This window comes from Streptomyces sp. SID10853 (genome assembly GCF_010548145.1).
Taxonomy (GTDB): Bacteria; Actinomycetota; Actinomycetes; order Streptomycetales; family Streptomycetaceae; genus Streptomyces.
The window spans coordinates 59428-78830 of the sequence record NZ_JAAGLN010000006.1; the positions used below are offsets into that span (position 1 = coordinate 59428).

General features: G+C 70.3%; 19 protein-coding genes. 8 read left to right on the top strand and 11 right to left on the bottom strand.

Annotated features, from left to right (window positions below; genetic code table 11):
• The first annotated feature begins 3 nt into the window (after positions 1-3).
• The 3 genes from gcvH (at position 4) to G3I19_RS03190 (ending at position 3204) form a co-directional block, all read left to right on the top strand.
• Positions 4-384, top strand: a complete 381-nt coding sequence (gcvH, locus tag G3I19_RS03180) for a glycine cleavage system protein GcvH (protein ID WP_164259219.1) — start codon at positions 4-6, stop codon at positions 382-384.
• A 17-nt stretch (positions 385-401) separates the two neighbouring features.
• Positions 402-1664 carry a serine hydroxymethyltransferase gene (gene glyA, locus G3I19_RS03185; protein WP_164259220.1) on the top strand — a complete coding sequence of 421 codons (1263 nt, stop codon included), beginning with the start codon at positions 402-404 and terminating at the stop codon, positions 1662-1664.
• Between the two features lie 172 nt (positions 1665-1836).
• The gene (locus G3I19_RS03190) at positions 1837-3204 is read left to right on the top strand and encodes an L-serine ammonia-lyase (protein ID WP_164259222.1); all 1368 of its coding nucleotides are present in this window, start codon (positions 1837-1839) and stop codon (positions 3202-3204) included.
• A 212-nt stretch (positions 3205-3416) separates the two neighbouring features.
• Here the strand turns inward: G3I19_RS03190 and G3I19_RS03195 are convergent, their stop codons facing one another.
• The 3 genes from G3I19_RS03195 to G3I19_RS03205 form a co-directional block, all read right to left on the bottom strand.
• Positions 3417-5333, bottom strand: a complete 1917-nt coding sequence (locus G3I19_RS03195) for an SMI1/KNR4 family protein (RefSeq protein WP_164259224.1) — start codon at positions 5331-5333, stop codon at positions 3417-3419.
• A gap of 84 nt (positions 5334-5417) precedes the next feature.
• Positions 5418-6383, bottom strand: coding sequence for a phosphatidylinositol-specific phospholipase C (locus tag G3I19_RS03200; RefSeq protein WP_164259226.1), 966 nt, complete (start codon positions 6381-6383; stop codon positions 5418-5420).
• A gap of 111 nt (positions 6384-6494) precedes the next feature.
• Positions 6495-7031: a GtrA family protein gene (locus G3I19_RS03205; protein WP_164259228.1), complete on the bottom strand. Its 537-nt coding sequence runs from the start codon at positions 7029-7031 to the stop codon at positions 6495-6497.
• Between the two features lie 394 nt (positions 7032-7425).
• Here G3I19_RS03205 and G3I19_RS03210 point away from each other — a divergent pair, with 394 nt between their 5' ends.
• Positions 7426-8763, top strand: coding sequence for a S41 family peptidase (locus G3I19_RS03210; protein WP_164259263.1), 1338 nt, complete (start codon positions 7426-7428; stop codon positions 8761-8763).
• A 55-nt stretch (positions 8764-8818) separates the two neighbouring features.
• Here the strand turns inward: G3I19_RS03210 and G3I19_RS03215 are convergent, their stop codons facing one another.
• From G3I19_RS03215 to G3I19_RS03225, 3 genes are all read right to left on the bottom strand, one after another.
• On the bottom strand, positions 8819-9472 hold the full coding sequence (locus tag G3I19_RS03215) for a dihydrofolate reductase family protein (RefSeq protein WP_164259229.1): 654 nt from the start codon (positions 9470-9472) through the stop codon (positions 8819-8821).
• A gap of 109 nt (positions 9473-9581) precedes the next feature.
• Entirely contained in the window at positions 9582-10094 is a 513-nt protein-coding gene (locus tag G3I19_RS03220) for a hypothetical protein (RefSeq protein WP_164259231.1), read from the bottom strand.
• Between the two features lie 138 nt (positions 10095-10232).
• Positions 10233-10886, bottom strand: coding sequence for a sigma factor-like helix-turn-helix DNA-binding protein (locus G3I19_RS03225; protein ID WP_164259233.1), 654 nt, complete (start codon positions 10884-10886; stop codon positions 10233-10235).
• Positions 10887-11226: 340 nt separating this feature from the next.
• Here G3I19_RS03225 and G3I19_RS03230 point away from each other — a divergent pair, with 340 nt between their 5' ends.
• On the top strand, positions 11227-12057 hold the full coding sequence (locus tag G3I19_RS03230) for an SAM-dependent methyltransferase (protein WP_164259235.1): 831 nt from the start codon (positions 11227-11229) through the stop codon (positions 12055-12057).
• Between the two features lie 49 nt (positions 12058-12106).
• On the opposite strand, the gene G3I19_RS03235 is transcribed toward G3I19_RS03230, so the two are convergent.
• Positions 12107-12721 carry a TetR family transcriptional regulator gene (locus tag G3I19_RS03235; protein WP_164259237.1) on the bottom strand — a complete coding sequence of 205 codons (615 nt, stop codon included), beginning with the start codon at positions 12719-12721 and terminating at the stop codon, positions 12107-12109.
• Between the two features lie 55 nt (positions 12722-12776).
• On the opposite strand from G3I19_RS03235, the gene G3I19_RS03240 reads away from it, so the two are divergent.
• The 3 genes from G3I19_RS03240 to G3I19_RS03250 all read left to right on the top strand — a co-directional run bounded on the left by G3I19_RS03240 (position 12777) and on the right by G3I19_RS03250 (position 16261).
• Positions 12777-14000 (top strand): beta-ketoacyl-[acyl-carrier-protein] synthase family protein, encoded by a 1224-nt coding sequence (locus tag G3I19_RS03240; RefSeq protein WP_164259239.1) that lies wholly within the window; start codon positions 12777-12779, stop codon positions 13998-14000.
• Positions 14001-14082: 82 nt separating this feature from the next.
• On the top strand, positions 14083-14640 hold the full coding sequence (locus G3I19_RS03245) for a glycoside hydrolase family 25 protein (protein ID WP_164259241.1): 558 nt from the start codon (positions 14083-14085) through the stop codon (positions 14638-14640).
• A gap of 415 nt (positions 14641-15055) precedes the next feature.
• Positions 15056-16261 carry a glycoside hydrolase family 64 protein gene (locus G3I19_RS03250; RefSeq protein WP_203599098.1) on the top strand — a complete coding sequence of 402 codons (1206 nt, stop codon included), beginning with the start codon at positions 15056-15058 and terminating at the stop codon, positions 16259-16261.
• 133 nt (positions 16262-16394) lie between these two features.
• Here G3I19_RS03250 and G3I19_RS03255 read toward each other — a convergent pair whose 3' ends face one another.
• The 4 genes from G3I19_RS03255 to G3I19_RS03270 form a co-directional block, all read right to left on the bottom strand.
• Positions 16395-17081: an ANTAR domain-containing protein gene (locus tag G3I19_RS03255; protein WP_164259245.1), complete on the bottom strand. Its 687-nt coding sequence runs from the start codon at positions 17079-17081 to the stop codon at positions 16395-16397.
• A gap of 158 nt (positions 17082-17239) precedes the next feature.
• Complete coding sequence (locus G3I19_RS03260) at positions 17240-17452, bottom strand: EF-hand domain-containing protein (protein WP_164259247.1); 213 nt, start codon at positions 17450-17452, stop codon at positions 17240-17242.
• Between the two features lie 56 nt (positions 17453-17508).
• Complete coding sequence (locus G3I19_RS03265) at positions 17509-18717, bottom strand: YncE family protein (RefSeq protein WP_239073930.1); 1209 nt, start codon at positions 18715-18717, stop codon at positions 17509-17511.
• On the bottom strand, positions 18714-19403 hold a 690-nt coding region (locus G3I19_RS03270; protein ID WP_164259249.1), incomplete at its 5' end, for a polysaccharide deacetylase family protein. The genes G3I19_RS03270 and G3I19_RS03265, both read right to left, overlap by 4 nt.

Below are 19403 nucleotides of genomic sequence, written 5' to 3' on the forward strand. Positions count from 1 at the left end.
GTCATGAGCAACCCCCAGCAGCTGCGTTACAGCAAGGAGCACGAGTGGCTGTCGGTCGCCGACGAAGGCGTCTCGACGGTCGGCATCACGGATTTCGCGGCCAACGCGCTCGGTGATGTCGTCTTCGCCCAGCTCCCTGAGGTCGGTGACACGGTCACCGCGGGCGAGACCTGCGGTGAGCTGGAGTCGACCAAGTCGGTCAGCGATCTCTACGCCCCGGTCTCCGGTGAGATCACCGGGATCAACCAGGACGTCATCGATGACCCGTCGCTGGTGAACACCGCCCCGTACGAGGGTGGTTGGCTGTTCAAGGTGCGCGTCACCGGCGAGCCGGACGACCTGCTCTCCGCCGACGAGTACGCCGCTTTCTCCGCCGGCAACTAGGGACCTAGGGACTATTGATGTCGATTCTTGATTCCTCCCTCCACGAGCTCGACCCGGACGTCGCCGCCGCTGTCGACGCCGAGCTGGTCCGCCAGCAGTCCACCCTCGAGATGATCGCCTCGGAGAACTTCGCTCCGGTCGCGGTCATGGAGGCCCAGGGCTCCGTCCTCACCAACAAGTACGCCGAGGGGTACCCGGGCCGCCGCTACTACGGCGGCTGTGAGCACGTCGACGTGGTCGAGACGATCGCGATCGACCGCGTCAAGGCGCTCTTCGGCGCCGAGCACGCGAACGTCCAGCCGCACTCGGGCGCCCAGGCGAACGCGGCCGCGATGTTCGCGCTGCTCAAGCCCGGTGACACGATCATGGGCCTGAACCTCGCCCACGGCGGTCACCTGACCCACGGCATGAAGATCAACTTCTCCGGCAAGCTCTACAACGTGGTGGCCTACCACGTGGACGAGCAGACCGGCGAGGTCGACATGGCCGAGGTCGCCCGGCTGGCCAAGGAGTCCCAGCCGAAGCTGATCGTGGCCGGCTGGTCCGCCTACCCCCGTCAGCTGGACTTCGCCGCGTTCCGCAAGATCGCGGACGAGGTCGGCGCGTACCTGATGGTCGACATGGCGCACTTCGCGGGCCTGGTGGCCGCCGGTCTGCACCCGTCGCCGGTTCCGCACGCGCATGTCGTGACCACGACCACGCACAAGACGCTGGGCGGCCCGCGCGGTGGTGTGATCCTCTCCACCGCCGAGCTCGCCAAGAAGATCAACTCCGCGGTCTTCCCCGGTCAGCAGGGTGGTCCGCTGGAGCACGTGATCGCCGCCAAGGCGGTCTCCTTCAAGGTCGCGGCGACGGACGAGTTCAAGGAGCGCCAGCAGCGCACCCTGGACGGTTCGCGGATCCTGGCCGAGCGTCTGGTGCAGGCCGATGTCACCGAGCACGGTGTCTCGGTCCTCTCCGGCGGCACCGATGTGCACCTGGTCCTGGTGGACCTGCGCAACTCGGAGCTGGACGGCCAGCAGGCCGAGGACCGCCTCCACGAGATCGGCATCACGGTCAACCGCAACGCGGTCCCGAACGACCCGCGCCCGCCGATGGTCACCTCGGGGCTGCGGATCGGTACGCCGGCCCTGGCCACCCGTGGTTTCCAGGCCGAGGACTTCTCCGAGGTGGCGGACATCATCGCGTCCGCGCTGAAGCCCGCCTACGACCGGGAGGCACTGGCCGCCCGGGTCTCGGCGCTGGCCGAGAAGTTCCCGCTCTACCCCGGGCTCAAGTAGGACCCGGTCGGTCCGGTTCAGTCCGGTTTTGTACGAACCACGGGGCACCCCGCACACTGGACGGTGAGCGGGGTGCCCCGCACCACGTACGCACCTCGCTCACCGCTGTACCGCGCTTTCTCTGCACCACCCCGGCAGACAACGGCGTCTACCAACACCAAGGAGTTCCCCTGTGGCCATATCGGTCTTCGACCTCTTCTCGGTCGGCATCGGCCCGTCCAGCTCCCACACGGTGGGTCCCATGCGGGCCGCCCGGATGTTCGCCGCGCGCCTGAAGAACGAGGGCCTGCTGGCCCACACCGGCTCGGTCCGCGCCGAGCTCTTCGGCTCACTGGGCGCCACGGGGCACGGACACGGCACCCCGAAGGCGGTGCTCCTCGGCCTGGAGGGCGAGTCCCCCCGTACGGTCGACGTCGAGCACGCCGACGCACGCATCGAGCAGATCCGCACCGGCGGCCGCATCAGCCTCCTCGGTGCGCACGAGATCCCCTTCGACTACGACGCGGACCTGATCCTGCACCGGCGCAAGGCGCTGCCGTACCACGCGAACGGGATGACGGTCTTCGCGTACGACACCGAGGGCGCGCCGCTCCTGGAGAAGACGTACTACTCGGTGGGCGGCGGCTTCGTGGTGGACGAGGACGCCGTCGGTGAGGACCGCATAGTCCTCGACGACACCGTGCTCAAGCATCCCTTCCGCACGGGCGACGAGCTGCTGCGGCTGACCCGGGAGACGGGTCTGTCCATCTCCGCGCTGATGCTGGAGAACGAGAAGGCGTGGCGCACCGAGGCCGAGATCCGCGCCGGGCTCCTGGACATCTGGGGCGTCATGCAGTCCTGCGTCGCCCGCGGTATGTCCCGTGAGGGCATCCTGCCCGGTGGCCTCAAGGTCCGCCGCCGCGCGGCCAACTCGGCCCGCCAGCTGCGCGCCGAGGGCGACCCGCTGGCCCGCGCCATGGAGTGGATCACGCTCTACGCGATGGCCGTGAACGAGGAGAACGCGGCGGGCGGCCGAGTCGTCACCGCCCCGACGAACGGCGCGGCCGGCATCATCCCCGCCGTTCTGCACTACTACATCAACTTCATCCCGGGCGCCGACGAGGAGGGCATCGTCCGCTTCCTGCTCTCCGCGGGCGCCATCGGCATGCTCTTCAAGGAGAACGCCTCGATCTCCGGCGCCGAGGTCGGCTGCCAGGGCGAGGTCGGCTCGGCCTGCTCGATGGCGGCGGGCGCCCTGGCCGAGGTCCTGGGCGGCTCCCCCGAGCAGGTGGAGAACGCGGCGGAGATCGGCATGGAACACAACCTCGGCCTGACCTGCGACCCGGTCGGCGGCCTCGTCCAGATCCCGTGCATCGAGCGGAACGGCATGGCGGCGGTCAAGGCGGTCACTGCGGCCAAGATGGCGATGCGCGGGGACGGCAGCCACAAGGTGTCCCTGGACAAGGTCATCAAGACGATGAAGGAGACCGGCGCGGACATGTCGGTCAAGTACAAGGAGACGGCGCGGGGCGGGCTCGCGGTGAACATCATCGAGTGCTGAGAAGCAGCCACTGAATCAGAGGTCTCTCTTTCAGCGGTCTCTGTTTCAGCTCGGCCATGGACTGCCCGGCTCGCACGCCGGACAGTCCTCGCTGGGCCGTCGGCCGACCCGGCCGGGACGGTATCCACGACGCCGCGATGGGTACGCCGGTCCCTGCACGGCAGGACCGGCCGAGCAGAGCGCTCAGTCTCCCGGTACGTCCCGGCCGGGCGTCAGCCCATGGTGATCGTCAGGTACTTCTCCCCGGGGGCGGGCGGGCGCGTCCAGGACACCGACTCGAAGGAGTGCAGTCGGCCCTCGGTGAGGGCGAGGCGCGGCAGACCGACGCCGTAGCCATCGGCTATGGCGTCCAGCGCACGGGCCGCCGCAGTCTCGTGGGCCGTCATGTCCGGGGTGTCGAAACCGAGTGCGGCCGGGGTGAGTTCGGCCGGGACGGTGCCTGAGACGTCCTCGACCGCCCCGTCCCGCACCGTGAACGCGTACAGCGGTGTTCCGCCCCGGGCGGCCGACACATGGAAGAGCGGGGCGGGCCGGCTCCACTCGGTCCACACCACGACCGCCCGGCCGCCGCCCGCGGAGGCCGCTTGGGCAGGAGAGACGAACCGGTCGGCCGAGAAGGATGACGGGGACTCCTCCAGTCCGAAGCTCCAGTCCGCTCCCGCCCGTCCGACGCTGAGCAGCGCCTTGTCGTCGTAGCTGGAGAAGGTCCGCCGGCCGGGCCGGTGGTGGCCGCTGATGTCCCAGCGTCGCAGTGGCGGGGCGAGCGCGGTGTCCGGCGACGAGCCGAGGAGGACGGGCAGTTCGTCCGGGGTGGCCCCTTCGACCAGGACCATGCGGAAGCCGCTCGGCGATGAATGGCCCGGCCGCAGTCCTCCGTCCCGTACGAGCCAGGACAGGCCGCCGGGATCCTGGTCGCCGACGTGGGCGGGAGCGGGACCCTGCTCGCCGCCGCGTGGGGTTGCCAGCAGTTCCAGGCGGCGTTCGGCGGTGAGTACGGGAGCGAGTACGGGGTCGGCGAGCAGTCCCACCGGGGCGATGTGGTCGGGGCCGAGCGGCTCCCACACCGGGACCGCGGCCCGCAGGATCCGCCAGGCGGCGTCGGTGTCGCCCCAACGCGCCGCCTCACGGGCCTCGTCCACCGCTTCGCCGAACGCGCCGCCCGGCCGGTAGCGGAAGGTCCCCGCGCTCATCTCGCGCAGGATGTCCACCGCCGCCCGTGCGGTTTCGGGGAAGCTGTCGGCGTCGGCGAAGCGCAGGCCGTCCACGGGGCGACGACTGCCGAGGAGATCGGCAGCGTGCAGCGGGAGCAGCTCGGTGAGGAAGCAGGGGTCGCTGGGGTGCGGCGGCCGTCCGCCCACCCGGTACGGCCCGTCCAGCCGGCCGAGCTGCTGCAGCAGTTCGCTCGCGCGCGGCCGGCCGTACCGCTCGGCCTCTCTCAGCAGTCCGGCCGCCTCTTCGTGACGCCCGCCCAGCGCCGCGACCCGCGCCCGGGCCACGGCGGCGTCCTGGGCGCGCGTCGTCCCGTTCGCGAAGGTGGCGGCGTCCTGCTCTCCGTCCCGGCCGGCCTCCAGCTGGTGGAACTCCTGGTGCATGGCGACCATGAAATCCGCGAACGACGGATACCGCTCGGGGTCCGAGGCACGCCAGGACGCCCACACCCGTACCGCCCACTCACCGTCCGGCCCCACATCCTCCGGGTCGAGCAGCACATAGGTGGCATCCGACTGGACGTCCAACTGCAGCGCGCGGGACCACAGGCCGACCTGCGCGCGTATCTCCTCCGGACTGTCCTCCTCGCCCCAGAACTCGTCGAAGGTCTCACCGAGACCGCTCGCGTCCTCGTGCCAGTCCGCCTCGCGGGTGCCGGCCAGCATCCAGACGAAACCGCCCGCGTGCCGCCAGCCGTCACTGACCCGTAAGAACTCCCGGTAGGACGGCGGCATTTCGCACCCGAGCCGCGCCTCCATACGGCCGATGTCCGCATCGGTTGCAGGCGCGGCTCCGAGCCATCTGCGCTGTCGGTCCTCCAGGTCGTCCTCGGTCAAATCCACCGAGCGGGCCCGGGCGTCGGCCCACTCCTCGCTCCACCGGGTGAGGAACTGCTGCCAGTCAAACGTCTTCTCGTCCATGCCGGTGATCCTGGCACCGGGCACTGACAATCGGCCTGACCAGCGCTTACGCTCCCCGCCGTCCGGTGCGGACGGAGGCGTGCGTCAGTGCCAGTTCCAGTCGATGAGGGTGCTCAGCGTGTCCGAGTGGAAGTCCGGGAAGTCCATGGGGACGACGCCGAGGTGCGTGGTGTCGGACAGCCGGCCGTTCAGATAGCTCTGCACGCCGGGCATGATCGCGTCCGCGTTGGTCTTGGGCCAGCCGCCGCCCGCGTAGCTGGTGAAGTTGATGTACATCAGCGCCGAATTCTGGTCCGCGGCAACGTTGTCGAACTGCTGGGTGACCTTCGCGGTCTTCGACGACGGCAGGGTCAGTCCCTCGTAGATGTCCTGGAGCGAGAACCACTCGTTGGACAGGAAATCGTTGTCACCGCCCGGCCATTGCAGGATCGGCAGGTCGTTGTCGAACTGGGCGATCAGGACGATGCGCCCGCGTGCCTCGCCGAGCGACGGCGCCCGGTCGGTGAGGAGGAACCAGGGGCGCCAGCCCTTGGTGTCCAGGTAGCCGTTCAGGACGTCCTTGAAGCCCGCGCCGACGTCGTTGTTGGTCCCGTCCTCCTTCTTCAGCCGCATCACGATCGTCTCACCGGGATGTTGCTGCAGGAAGTCGCGGCACTGGGTGAGCACCCCGTCGAAGGTGATGCCCTGGTAGAACCCGGAGTGGTAGATCCCGAACGTGTCGTCCATGTGGTCCTGGAGGCCGTTGGCCCGGATGTCCAGGAACCGGATGCCGCGCTGGAGTTGTTCGGCGATCCCCCAGTTCTGGGTGTGCGACCACTCGGTGCCGTTGGCCGGATCGGTGCAGCAGGAGTCGTGGGTGCCGGGGATCGTCATCCGCAGCAGGGACAGCGCGTCCGGCAGCGCGGCCATCCAGTCGGTGGGAACCGCACTGCCGGTGGTCGCGGCCGCGCGCCGGGCGGTCGCGGCGTGCGCGGTGCCGCCGCCGGTCACGAGGGCGGCGGTGGTGACTGCGGCGGCGGAACGTATGAGGGAGCGACGGCTCAGTGTCATGAGGCGGTTCCTGCCCCGCGGGAAGGCGTTCGCAACCTCGGGGCGTGCTGTGTCGCGTACGCGCCGACGATCCGGCCCGCCCGAGGCCGACCGTGGGCCGGCTGTGGACCGTTACCGCCGACGCGCCTCCGGCACGCGACGGCCGCCGTCGGATGGCGCGGGAGCGGACGGGGATCCGGGTGCTGAAGGGGGCGCGGGTGCGGGTGCGGGCAGCGCACGGAACACCCAGGTGCGGTAGGACCAGAATCTGAAGAGTGTGGCGACACCGATGCCGAGGAATTTGAATACGTTGCTCTGCAGCGGGCTGTCCCAGCCGAATCCATAGGTCGCCAGATAGAGAACACCGTTCTCGATCACCAGGCCGATGGCGCTGAACAGCAGGAAGAGCCCCATCTCACGGGTGCAGCCGCTCTTGTCCCGGTCCCGGTAGGCGAAGTACCGGAACCCCACGTAATTGAAGACGATCGAGACGAAGGTGGCGATCACACTCGCGCTCACCACCGGAATCGAGGTGGTGTGGCGCAGGAGGTTGAACACCAGAAGATTGACGGCCACCCCGGACACACCGACGGCTGCGAATTTCACGACTTCCCGCGCCTTCGGAGGCGGCGATGTCACTGGTACCGCTTGCTCGCCTCGTACAGCCATGGGCACAGTTCCTTAGGAGGGTGGGGAGGCTGCAAGGGCCGCGCGGGCGGGAAGAGCCGCGTGCGGCGGCCGGCAGCGGCTGCGCTGCTGGTGGCGGCCCCTGGGGTGCCACGCGCTGCCGTCTTCTCCAGGCTCCCACCGGGAGCCGGAGTGTCAAGGCGATCAAGAAACGGCCGGATCGGTACAGGGGCCGGCCGCATGGCTCCCGGTGGACCGGTGGACCGGTCGGGTGGTGGGGGTGTCCCCCGTGCTGATTCACCTGCCCGCCGGATGTTCGGCGGGCGGACAGGTCGGCGATCGTCATTTCCTGACGCAGGGCGCGCCCAGGGGAAGGAAGACCGTGCGACACACGAGTTCCAGGACGGCAAAGGCGACGACGGCAGCGACGGCGGCCGTGGCACTGACCCTCGCGGGCGGGGCGGTGGCGCCCGCATCGGCGGTGGAACGACCGGCTGTCGACGGCGTATGGCGCGTGGAAGGCTATGGCACCGTCCTGTCGATCGCGGACGGACGGCTGCGGGAGTACCAGACGACGGCCGTCAGCTGTCTGAAGGGCGATTCAGCGAACCGGACGGCGCCCGGCGTGTACCGCACCGCTGACGGGACGGAGCTCACCGTCCGGCCCGCGCGATCACCGCGGGAGACGGGGCCGGCAGACGAGCGGGGGTCGCTGCGGGAGGCCGGTTCGCCGGGGCACAAGGAGCTGCGGCGGATCGCGGCGCTCCCCGCGGGGTGTGAGCACCCCACGCCCGATGACCCGGTGACGACGTTCGACGTCTTCTGGCAGTCCTTCGAGGAGAACTACCCCTTCTTCGCCGCCAAGGGCATCGACTGGCATGCCGTACGGGACACCTACCGCCCCCAGGTGCACGCCGACACGACCAGGGACGAACTCTTCGCCCTCTTCAGCGAGATGGTGAGGCCGCTGTACGACGCGCATGTCGCCGTGCTCGACGGCGACCGCCACTTCGCGCAGGTCCGCCCGGGAACGACCATGCTCAGCCAGGAACTGGACACCCGGGTCAAGAAATACATCGTGCGACGCGACCTCAAGGGCGAGAAGCCGCAGGAATTCGGGAGCGGCCGGATCAGCTATGCGGATCTGCCCGGCGGGCAGGGCTATCTGCGCATCTCCGGCTTCGCCGCGTACGACAAGCAGGACCCGTCGTACGCGGCGCAGCTCGCCGAGCTCGACCGAGCGCTGGACACCGTCCTGACCGCCGGGCGCACGGCGTCCCTCAAGGGACTGATCATCGATCTGCGGCTCAACGGCGGCGGCTCCGACTCCCTGGGCCTGCACATCGCCGGACGTCTGACGGACACCCCGTACGTCGCGTACCGCAAACACACCCAGTACACCCGCCCGCAGCCCATTCCCGTAGAACCTGCTCGGGGCACGCCCCGCTACACCGGCCCGGTCGCGGTGCTGACCGCCGGTACGACGGTCAGCGCGGGCGAGACGTTCACCCAGGCGCTCATCGACCGGCCCGGCAGGACCGTCCGTATCGGCGAGTCCACACAGGGGGTCTTCTCCGACGTCCTGGAACGCGCGCTGCCCAACGGTATGGAGGTCTGGCTCCCGAACGAGGAGTTCCTGACCGGCTCGGGACGGACCTTCGACGGCAGCGGCATCCCCCCGCACATCCACACCCCGGTCTTCACCGATGAGGAGTTCGCCATGGACCGCGACTCGGCCTTCGACACGGCGGTCACGGCGCTCCGCGGCCAGTGACCGTCCGCAACCGCTGACCGTCCGGCCGGAATGCCGGTCGGTCAGCCGTGCGCCCTCATCCCTCGTCGGCTCCCTCGTCGGCTCCCTCCTCGTCGAGGAGGAAGGATCCGTACTCGGGCTTCCCCGCCCGCTCGTAGACGCAGTACTGCACGCCCGCACCGGTGACCCGGGATTCCGTGATCTTCCAGGCGACCGGGGCGGCGCCTTCGGCGAAGAGCCGCTTGCCGGTGCCGATGATCACGGGGTTGACGAGCAGCCGGTACTCGTCGACGAGGTCGTGCCGTTGCAGGGTGCGGATGAGGTCGCTGCTGCCCTGCGTCATGATCACGCCGTCGAGCCGTTCCTTGAGCTCGGCGACGGACTCAGCGGCATCACCTTTCAGGAGACGGGAGTTGTGCCACTCCAGACCGCTGAGGGTGCGCGAGGCGACGTACTTGGGCATGCCATTGAGCTTCACTGCGATCGAATTGTTCTCGTCGGTCACGCGAGGCCAGTAGGCGGCGAAGATGTCATAGGTCTTCCGGCCGAGCAGGAGGTGGTCGGCGGACTGCTCGAAGGCGGTCTGCATGATGCCCATGAAGTCCTGGTCGGTGTAGGGGACCTGCCAGCCCCCGTACTCGAAGCCCCCGTCGACGTCCTCGCCCGGTCCGCCCGGGGCCTGCATGACGCCGTCCAGAGTGACGAACGCGGTGACGATCAGCTTGCTCATGGTGCTGCTGCCTTCCGGGGGGGAATCTGCCTGTACGAGGGTTGACTCCCGGGCCGGCGAGAACTCATCGCCGGCCGCACGGTCCCCGGCGGCCCCGGCCCTGCGGCCCTCACGCCCCCCGCGTGTACAGCCGGTCCGCCACCTCTGCCAGGGCGCGGGGCAAGTGGGGCGGGAGGCCGTGGTGGAGCTGGGCCAGCAGGCTGTGGCGGGCTTCCTCCGGGAGCAGGTCCGGGCGGGGGGATGCCGTCTCCGGTGGTTCCGGGGCGGGGGACGTGCGGGGGTTCGTCAGTTTGGCCGACTGGGTGCGCCAGTACTTGGCGTCCCGGTATTCGCCGCGTCGGCGGTGGTCCAGGAAGAGTGTGTACGCGGCGGTCCTGTTGCCCGCGCCCGCGGCGAACCGCCACCAGGAGCAGGCCGCGTCGTATCTGCCGGCGATGTGCAGCAGCGCGGCCAGGACCAGGGCGCCCTCGGGGTCGGGGTGCTCCTCGTCGACCAGCCGGGCCAGGGCGGCCGCCGCCCGCGGGGCGTTCAGGACCAGGGCGCAGGCCAGGCCCAGTTCGTGGGCGGCCTGTTCGTACGCCGTCGGGTAGGGGGCCGGGGCCGGCGCGGCGGGACGTGGCACGGTAGGGGGGCCGTCGAGGGCGTGGACCGTATCCGGCCGGGGTCCGTTCCGCGGGGCGTACGGGTACGGGGTGCTGGGCGCGGGCGGCGGGCCTGCGGCTGCGCGGCCGGGGGCTTTCCCGTGCTGTGGATCCATGCGCTACTCCCCCGGGCCGGGCGCCCCGTCGAGGCCGAGGTCCACGGCCAGTCTCCGCTTCGCGTGCCGGACCTGCGAGCGGACCGTCTCCTGGGGGACGCCCATGAGGAACGCGGTGCGCGCCTCGTCGTATTCCAGTACGTACCGGAGCAGCAGCACATCGTACTGGCGCTCCGGGAGACCGGCGATGGCCGCGTAGAGCCCGCATCGCGGCTCCCGCGTCTCTCCCGGCTCCCGTGCCTCCTCCATTCCCGTCTCCCGCATCTCCCGCACCGGTTCCGGGCCGGGCGCCGACGGGTCGCAGGTGCCCAGGATGTTCTCGTACACCCCTGTGGGCGCGGCGATCCGGCTCAATGCCGGTTCCAGGCCGCGCTCGTCCAGCCACTCGAAGATGATCTCCTTGAAGATCTTCCAGGCGTGTCCCTCGACCGACTCCTGGCGCAGCGCGTGTTCCCAGTGGAGCGTGAGCCGGGCCCTCAGTTCACGGACCAGGGCGTGCGCCGTCGCGCTCTCGCCCACCTGGAGGGAGGCGTACGACTGCCACTCCTCGTGGTGCTCGGCGCAGAACGCCTCGCAGACCATGTGCAGCCGGCGCGCCGACAGACCGGCCGTCAACGCCCGTAAGACGGTGGTGTCCACCGCGGTTGTCCGACGCATACACGTACCTGCTCCGCTGTGCCCCGCACCGGCCCCCCTGCTGGAACCGGCCTCCGGTGAAAGGGATACGCCCCCGCGCGCCGGCACACACCATGGTCCGCACATCCGCGCCGGGACGCATACAGAAGCTGCCATCGGTGTTCGTCTCGTTACGTTGGGCTCGTATGTGTGTACCCGAAAATACAGTCGGCCGCTTCCGGTTCCCGGACACGACCGTCCTGGACCGGAGTTGACCGCTGTCGGCCGGCGTTTCCGTGTGACGTGACGGGCATGGTGGTCAGGAGTGGCGCGGCGACAATGACCGACGGGGACCGACAAGGACCGACAAGGGGAGGCAGTCATGGCGGACCGCGGTGAACAGGCGCGCGGCACGGGTGCGGTCGATCTGGAGCTGGACCGGGCGCACTCGGCCCGGATGTACGACTACTACCTGGGGGGCACCACCAACTTCACGGCGGACCGGGAGGCGGTCGGCAAGGTGCTCGCCGCGTTCCCCGGTGTGCGCATCGCGGCGCGGACGAACCGGGAGTTCATGCACCGCGCCACCCGGTGGGCGGCGGAACACGGGCTGCGCCAGTTCCTCGACATAGGCACGGGTATCCCCACCTCCCCCAACCTCCACGAAGTCGTCCAGCTCTCCGTGCCGGCGGCGCGTGTGGTGTACGCGGACAACGACCCCATCGTGCTCGCCCACGCCCAGGCTCTGCTGCGCAGCACCCCGCAGGGACGGACCGCTTACGTGGAGGCCGACGCCACGGATCCGGACACCCTGCTGAAGGCGACCGCCCTGCGCGACACCCTCGATCTCAGCCGGCCCGTCGCACTCAGCCTCAACGCGCTGCTGCACTTCGTCACCGATGCCGACGGCGCCCACTCGATCATCGAGCGGTACAAGGAAGCGCTCGCGCCGGGCAGCACGCTCGCTCTGTCGCACGCCACCCCCGACTTCGACGCGGAGACCATGAACCGCATGATCGACATCTACACGGCGGCCGGGACGCCACTGCAGTTCCGCACCCGGGCGGAGTTCAGCCGCTTCTTCGACGGCTGGGAACTCGTCGACCCGGGCGTCACGGTGTCCTACCGGTGGCGGCCCGACGACCCCCGGGAGTCGGGCCAGGTCAGCGACGCCGATGCCGCCTGCTATGTGGCGGTGGCCCGGAAGCCCTGACGCACCCAGGCGCACCCCGGCGCACCCGGCGCACCCCGACGCACCCGGCTCACTCCGGGGAGCCGGAACCGGGCGGAGCCAGCGCGCGGGCCGTCTCCACGACATGGGCGCGCAGCGCGTCGGCGTCCCGCGGTCCCTGCCCCTGCCCCTGCCCCTGCCCGACGCCCAGGACCAGCCTGCTCATCTGCGGGAACGCCAGCGGCCAGACCGCGATACCGATGAGGGCGTGGAACAGGGCGGCGGCGTCCCCGGCGAGCCGCCCGCCGGTGGACTCCGCCAGCGCGGCCGCCTTCTGCGCGTAGTGCGCGGTGCGTACGGCGTCGTCGGGCAGCGCCCCCTCGCCGTAGTGCAGGGCCTCCCACATCATCAGCCGGGTCAGCTCGGGGTTGCTCCGGTGGAAGTCGTACAGCCGTCCCGCGTACTCGCCCAGGTCGCCGTCCGGCAGCCCGACCCGCACCGCGTGATCGTCCAGCGAATCCGCGACGACCGCGGCGAACAGCTTCTCCTTGCTGCCGAAGTACCCGTAGATCCGCTCCTTGTTGGCCCCCGCCCGCACCGCGATGCGGTCGACGCGGGCGCCGCTCATCCCGTGTTCGGCGAACTCCGTGCGCGCGGCCGCCAGCAGGCGGGCGCGGGTCCCTTCGGCGCGGGCGCTTCTCGTCATGGGGTGATCATAGGCGAGTTGCCAACCAACTGGATGGTTGGTTACGGTCCCCGGCATGGCGACAAGAACGGAAGTCTGGGTCACCGGGCTGGGTGCCACCACGCCTCTCGGCGGCGATGTGCCGAGCACCTGGGCGGCGATGACCGCCGGCGAGAACGGAATCGGCCGCCTGGACGGTGCGGGCTGGGCCCGGGAGTTGCCGGTGCGGATCGCGGCCCCGATGCGCCGGGACCCGGCGGAGTCACTGAAGCGCACCGAGGCCCGCCGGCTCGACCGGTGCGAACAGGCCGCACTCGTCAGCGCCCGTGAGGCATGGGCGGACGCCGGAGCGCCCGGCGTCGATCCGGAGCGGCTCGCTGTCGTGATCGGTACGGGTGTCGGCGGCGTGCTCTCGCTGCTCGGGCAGAACCGCGTACTGGAGGAGTCCGGCCCCAGGAAGGTCTCCCCGCACACCGTCCCCATGCTCATGGCCAACGGCCCCGCCGCCTGGGTCTCCATCGACCTCGGGGCCAAGGGCGGGGCCCACACCCCGGTGAGCGCCTGCGCCTCGGGGGCGGAGGCCATCGCGCACGGCCTCGACCTCATCCGGGCGGGGCGGGCCGACATCGTGGTGGCGGGCGGCTCGGAGGCGAGCCTGCATCCGCTGCCGCTGACCGCCTTCGCGCAGATGATGGCGCTGTCGCCGTCCAACGACGATCCGGACGGCGCCTCACGCCCCTTCGACGCGGACCGCAACGGCTTCGTGCTCGGCGAAGGAGCCGCCGTACTGGTCCTGGAGAGCGCCGCGCACGCCCGCGCACGCGGCGCGCGTGCGCACGGCTCGGTGGCCGGCGCGGGGACCACGTCCAGCGCCGGCCACATCACCGCCTCCGACCCGGACGGCCAGACCAGGGCGATCCGTAAGGCGCTGCGGGACGCCGAGCTCGCCCCCGGGGACATCGGGCACGTCCACGCGCACGCCACGTCCACCCCGCAGGGTGATCTCGCCGAGGCGGACGCGGTGGCCGCCGCCGTCGGCACCCACCCGGTGGTCACGGCCACCAAGTCCATGACCGGTCATCTGCTGGGCGCCTCCGGCGCGTTGGGTGCGATGGCGGCGCTCCTGGCGCTGCGCGACGGGACCGTACCGCCGACCCGGAACCTGACCAGGATCGACGACCGGATCCCGCTGGATGTCGTCACCGGCGGTGCCCGCAGCGGGCGTTGGGACGCGGCGCTGGCGAACTCGTTCGGCTTCGGCGGCCACAACGTGTCCCTGGTTCTGACATCGCCCAGGTGAGCGAATGCGGTCGAGCCCGCCGGAGTGGGTAAGTGGAATGTGGGATACCTGAGTCCCAACGACCCACCGGAAGGCGGTGCACATGCTGCACGGCATCGATGTCAGTACGTACCAGTCGTCGTTCGACACCGACGGGCTGGCCTTTGTGTTCATCAAGGCGTCGGAGGGCCACACCTACGTCAACCCACGGCTGACCGCACAGACCAAGCTGGCGCGGGACGGCGGTTGCGTCGTCGGCTTCTATCACTTCCTGTGGCCCGGGAACATCCAGACGCAGGCCGAGTACTTCGTCAGCAAGGCCCCCGAGAAGGGGGGCGATCTGCTCGCGGTGGACTGGGAGACCACCGGCGATCAGACCCGGGCGAGCAACGCCGAGAAGGACAGCTTCATCCGCGCGGTGAAGAAACTGCGGCCGCACAACCGGGTGTTGCTGTACACGAACCGCGACTACTGGCTGAACCACGACACCACCTCGTACGCCGGGGACGGGCTGTGGATCGCGGACTACACGACCGCGGGCAAGCCCAGGATCAAGGCGGCCTGGACCTTCCACCAGTACACCGACAACCCGCTCGACAAGAACGTGGCCAACTCACGCTTCGCGAGCAAGAGCGCCCTGAAGGAGTGGGCCACGCCGTAGGAATCGATGCGGATCGAGACCCGGAAGGCAGCGGGGCGCTCGCGCGGGGCAGCGGCGAGCGCCTTGGCGATACCCGCCCGCACCGGCCGCCCGTGCCGACCGTCCGTCCACGCCGGCCGCCCGTGCTGATGACGCCGCTGACGCCGGAGCCGAGCCGATCGCGCCGGAGCCGAGCCGGTCGCGTCGGCATTCCGGGCTCCGATGCCGTGCCCGCTTCCCGCCCGGATGCCTGCCTTCTCCGCCTTCAAGTGGTGAAGGCAGAGAAGAATATGAGAGCGCTCTCAGCCATAGGTCTTGACCAACTCCCCGAGCATCGCAACAGTATGGGCCTACGGGAGGCCACCCCCCACAGCTCCACCGCCTCCCGTGCTCCGCCCCCCACAGACCACAGGAGACATGCGTGATATCCCGCAGAATGTTCCTGACCGGCGCCGCGGCGACCGCCACCGCCCTCACCTACCCCGCCTGGGGAAGCGCGCTGAGTCCCCGCGCCTCGGCCTCCGCCGCCACATGTGAACTGGCCCTGGAGAACAAGTCGTTGCCCGGCAACGTCAACGCGTATGTCACCGGCCACGAACAAGGCACCGACCAGTGGGTCCTGCTGCGCGCCGACGGCAGCGTCTACCACCCGGAGTCGCCGTCGGCCCCGCAGACCCCGCTGCCCGTCGACTGCGCCATCCCGCTGAAAGCCGCGGGCGCGGGAGCGGTCACCCTGACGCTTCCTCAGATGTACGGCGCCCGGGTCTACTTCGTACGGGACGACAAGCTCGACTTCTTCCTGAACCCGGGCCCCGCCCTGGTCGAACCGGCCTTCGCTACCGAAGCGGACCCGAACTACGGCCGCACCTGGTCGTTCTGCGAGTTCACCTTCAACCCGGACCAGCTGTACGCCAACATCTCCTACGTCGACCTGGTGACCTCGGTGCCCATCGGGCTCTCCCTCACCGGCGACGCCGATCACACCGTCGCGCCGCTCCCCGACGGCGCGGTCGACAAGATCGCCGCGGATCTCACGGACCAGGCGGCCAAGGACGGCCAGCCCTGGGACAAGCTGGTCATCCGCGGCTCGGACGGCAAGGTGCTGCGGGTCATCTCACCGCAGAACCTGATGGCGTCCGCCTCCCCCGACGCGATGCCGTTCGGCGACCTGTGGACCGGATACGTGGACCAGGTCTGGGAGAAGTACAGCTCCACCGACCTCACCATCGACCTGCAGGGCGGCAAGGGCAGCCTGAAGGGCCGGGTGAGCGGCGACACCCTCACCTTCGACGGCGGCCACACCTTCGGCAAGCCCGACTCGAAGGCCATCTTCACCTGCAACGACGGCCCCTTCGCCAACAACCCGGGCGACCCGGACGACAAGAAGGCGCTGCTCGCCAGGATCGCCGCCGGGTTCAACCGGTCGATCATGCTCACCCACCCCAGCCAGCCGAACGGCACGACGGCTGCCGACTACTACCAGGGCGACGTCACCAACCACTGGGCGCGGGTGCTGCACGCCAACTCGCCGATCGGGTACGCCTTCCCGTACGACGACGTGGTCCCCGACGGCCAGCCCGATGTGTCGGGTGCGGCGAACGACGGCAATCCGGTCCGGTTCACGGTGTCCGTCGGCTCCTGACCCGCCGGTACGGATGACAGGAGGAGGGCGCGGGCTCCGGCGGGGACACCCCCGGGGCCCGCGCCCTTCTCCCGTCCCATCAGCCGGTGCCGCCCCGTCAGCCGGTGCCGTCCCCTCAGCCGGTGCCGTCCCCTCAGCCGTTGTCCGACCGGTCCGGGGGCGTGCCTCCCAGGCGCAGTTCGCGGTCGACGACCGCACGGGCCACTTCGGCCACCTTCAGCCGGTGGGACCGCGCGTGGCCACGCAGTACGTCGAACGCCTCCCCGGTGCCGGTCCGCAGCTGTTCGGCGAGCATGCCCTTGGCCTGCTCGATGACGACTCTGCTGTCGAGTGCCCGGCTCAGCTGGCCTGCGGTCTCCCGCAGGCCGTGGAGTTCGTCGCTCTGCTCCCTGAGCACCATGGCCAGGTCGCCCAGTTGCTGGGCGGCCTCGGTCTCCGTTACGGACAGCTCCCGGTCACCGCTGACCAGCTGGAGCACGGCGCGTGGGCGGCCGGCGCTGTCGTGCAGCGGCAGCAGCGTGACGAGGGTGCGGCCGCCGTCCGGCGCGTGTCCGGCCGGCCCCGTTCGGCGCGGGGCCTGTTCCCGTACGTCGATGTTGGGCAGCGCGCGGTCGTCGCGCAGACAGTCGGCGGCCTGCTCGCCGGTGAGAGTCCGGCCGGCCGGGTCGGCCCCGGCCGGCAGCACTGCGGCCGCCGAGAGCTGCAGCAGCTCGGCGCAGTCACGGCTCAACTCCCGCAGGAGAGAAGGGGCCCGCGCCGCGTCGGCCGCGACGACAGCGAGTCCGTAGGCGCTGCGCATCCACTGCTGTTCCCGGTCCATGTCGGGCCAGATTACCCAGGCAGGACCGTGCCCGGGGGCGGTGCACTGAGGCGGTGCACGGAGGCGGTGCGCTGCGGCAGTGAACGGAGGCGGCGCCCCCGGCTATGCAGCGCGGCGGCCCCCGGCACCGGTGGTGCCGGGGGCCGCGTACGTACGAGCTACTTGTTCAGCGACGCCCAGAACTCGTCGAAGGAGAGCCTGCCGTCGCCGTTGGCGTCCTTGGACCTGATGATGGACTGAGCCACGGTCTCGGTCACGTGGAAGTCACCGAGCTGCGCCATGACGCTCTTGTACTCGCTCGCCGTGATCCGGCCGTCGCCGTCCACATCGAGCCGCTCGAACGCCTTGCGGGCCTCTTCTATGTCCGCCACTGGGTCCATCCCTTCCCGGTACATGTCTGACGGAAGTCAGATTAGCCCGACAGGCACTAGCGGAAGATCCCGGTGTGGCCCAGTGAGTAGCGGCCGGGCTGCGGGTAGACCGCGAGTCCGTGCGGGCCGCTGCCGACCGGGATGCGGGCGAGCTGCTTGCCGCTGGTGGTGTCGATCGCGTACACCTCCGCGTTGTAACGGCCGGTCAGCCAGAGCACCTTGCCGTCGGCCGACACCCCGCCCATGTCGGGGCTGCCGCCGCCGGGCAGGGACCACTTCTTGATGAGCTTGTTCTGCGGGAAGCCGAAGACCGAGATGGTGCCCTCGCCCCGGTTGGAGATGTACATCTCCTTGGAGTCACGGCTGATGTAGAGCCCGTGGCAGCCCTTGCCCGTGTGCATCAGCTTCGGGGTGGTGAACTTGTCCGCGGGGAGCACCCAGATCCCGTCGGCCATCATGTCCGCGATGTAGAAGGTCCGGCCGTCCGGCGAGATCTTCACGTCCTGCGGCATCGCCCCCTTGAAGGGCAGCTTCTGCTGGCCGACCACCTTCATCTTCTCGGTGTCGACCTTGAGCAGTTCGCCGGAGAACTCGCAGGAGACGATGAAGAACCGTCCGTCGGCCGAGAAGTCCGCGTGGTTGACGCCCGCGCACGTCACCGGGACGGTCTTCTTGATCTTCATGGTGTGCGGGTCCCGGAAGACGAGCTGCCGGTCGAGCGAGGCCATGACGATGGCGTACTTGCCGTTGGGCGTGAAGTAGAGGTTGTACGGGTCGTGTACGGGGAGCGTCTTCCCGACCTTGCCGTTCGCGGGATTGATCGGGGTGAGCGTGTTGCCGCGGTCGTTGTTGACCCAGAGCGTCTTCAGGTCCCAGGACGGCACGACGTGCTGCGGCTGCACACCGACCGGGATGGTGCGGATGACCTTGTACGTCTTGGGGTCGATCACGTTGACCGTGTTGGAGTTGGTGTTCGGTACGTACACCAGGGACGGGAACTTCCGTACGACGGGCGAGAGTTTGCCGGGCCGGTCCGCCGCGTACAGGTCCTTGGGGTCGAGGACCGGAGGCATGCCGGCCAGCGGCGCGGGGTGCGCCGACTGCACCGCGGTGCCGCGCGGCGCGGCGGCCGCCCTGGTGGTCGTGGTGGCGGCCGGGTGTGCGTGGCGGCCGGTCCCGCCGGACGATCCGCAGCCGGCGAGGGCGACGGTGAGGCCGGTGGCGACGGCGGCGGCGAAGAGCCCTGTGGTGCGTGTGGTGATCATGAGGTCAGCAGCTCCGTAGTGGTCACCGCGTGCAGCCCGCGGCGGTCGAAGGCGTCGAGGATGGCGGGCAGCGCGGCGACCGTGTCCGCGTAGCCGAAGTGCATCGAGACCACCGAGCCGGGCCGTGCCGCACCGGTGACGTTGCGGACGACGGCCGCGGTGCCGGGCGAGGTGTAGTCCAGGGAGTCGGTGTCGTACGAGAGCACGTGCGGATAGCCCGCACGGCCCGCGAGCCGCTGGACCAGAGGGGTCGCGTACTGGGTGCGCGAGGGGCGGAACCAGGTGCCGATGGAGCCGGTGAGCCGCCGCAGCCGGTCGGCGCAGCCGGTGATCTCGGCGTACGCCTCACGCTCGCTCATCGCCGAGATGGAGGTGTGGTGGAGCGTGTGGTTGCCGAGGTCGTGACCGCCGTCGAGGATCCGGCGGGCCATCGCCGGATACGCGTCGAGCCAGGTGCCGACGGCGAGGACGGTGACGTGTGCGCCGGCCCGTTCCGCCTCGGCGAGTACGGACGTGGCAATGGCGGGGTCCCCCTGGCCGTGAAAGGTGAGCGCGACCCGGGGGCGGCCGCGCGGGCCGTTCGCGATCTGGACCGGCTGCCCGGAGAAGGCGAGGGGGGCCGGGGCGTGCAGCGGGGCCGCGGTTTTCGCGGGCCCGGCGGGGGAACTCGACGGGCGGGCCCCGGC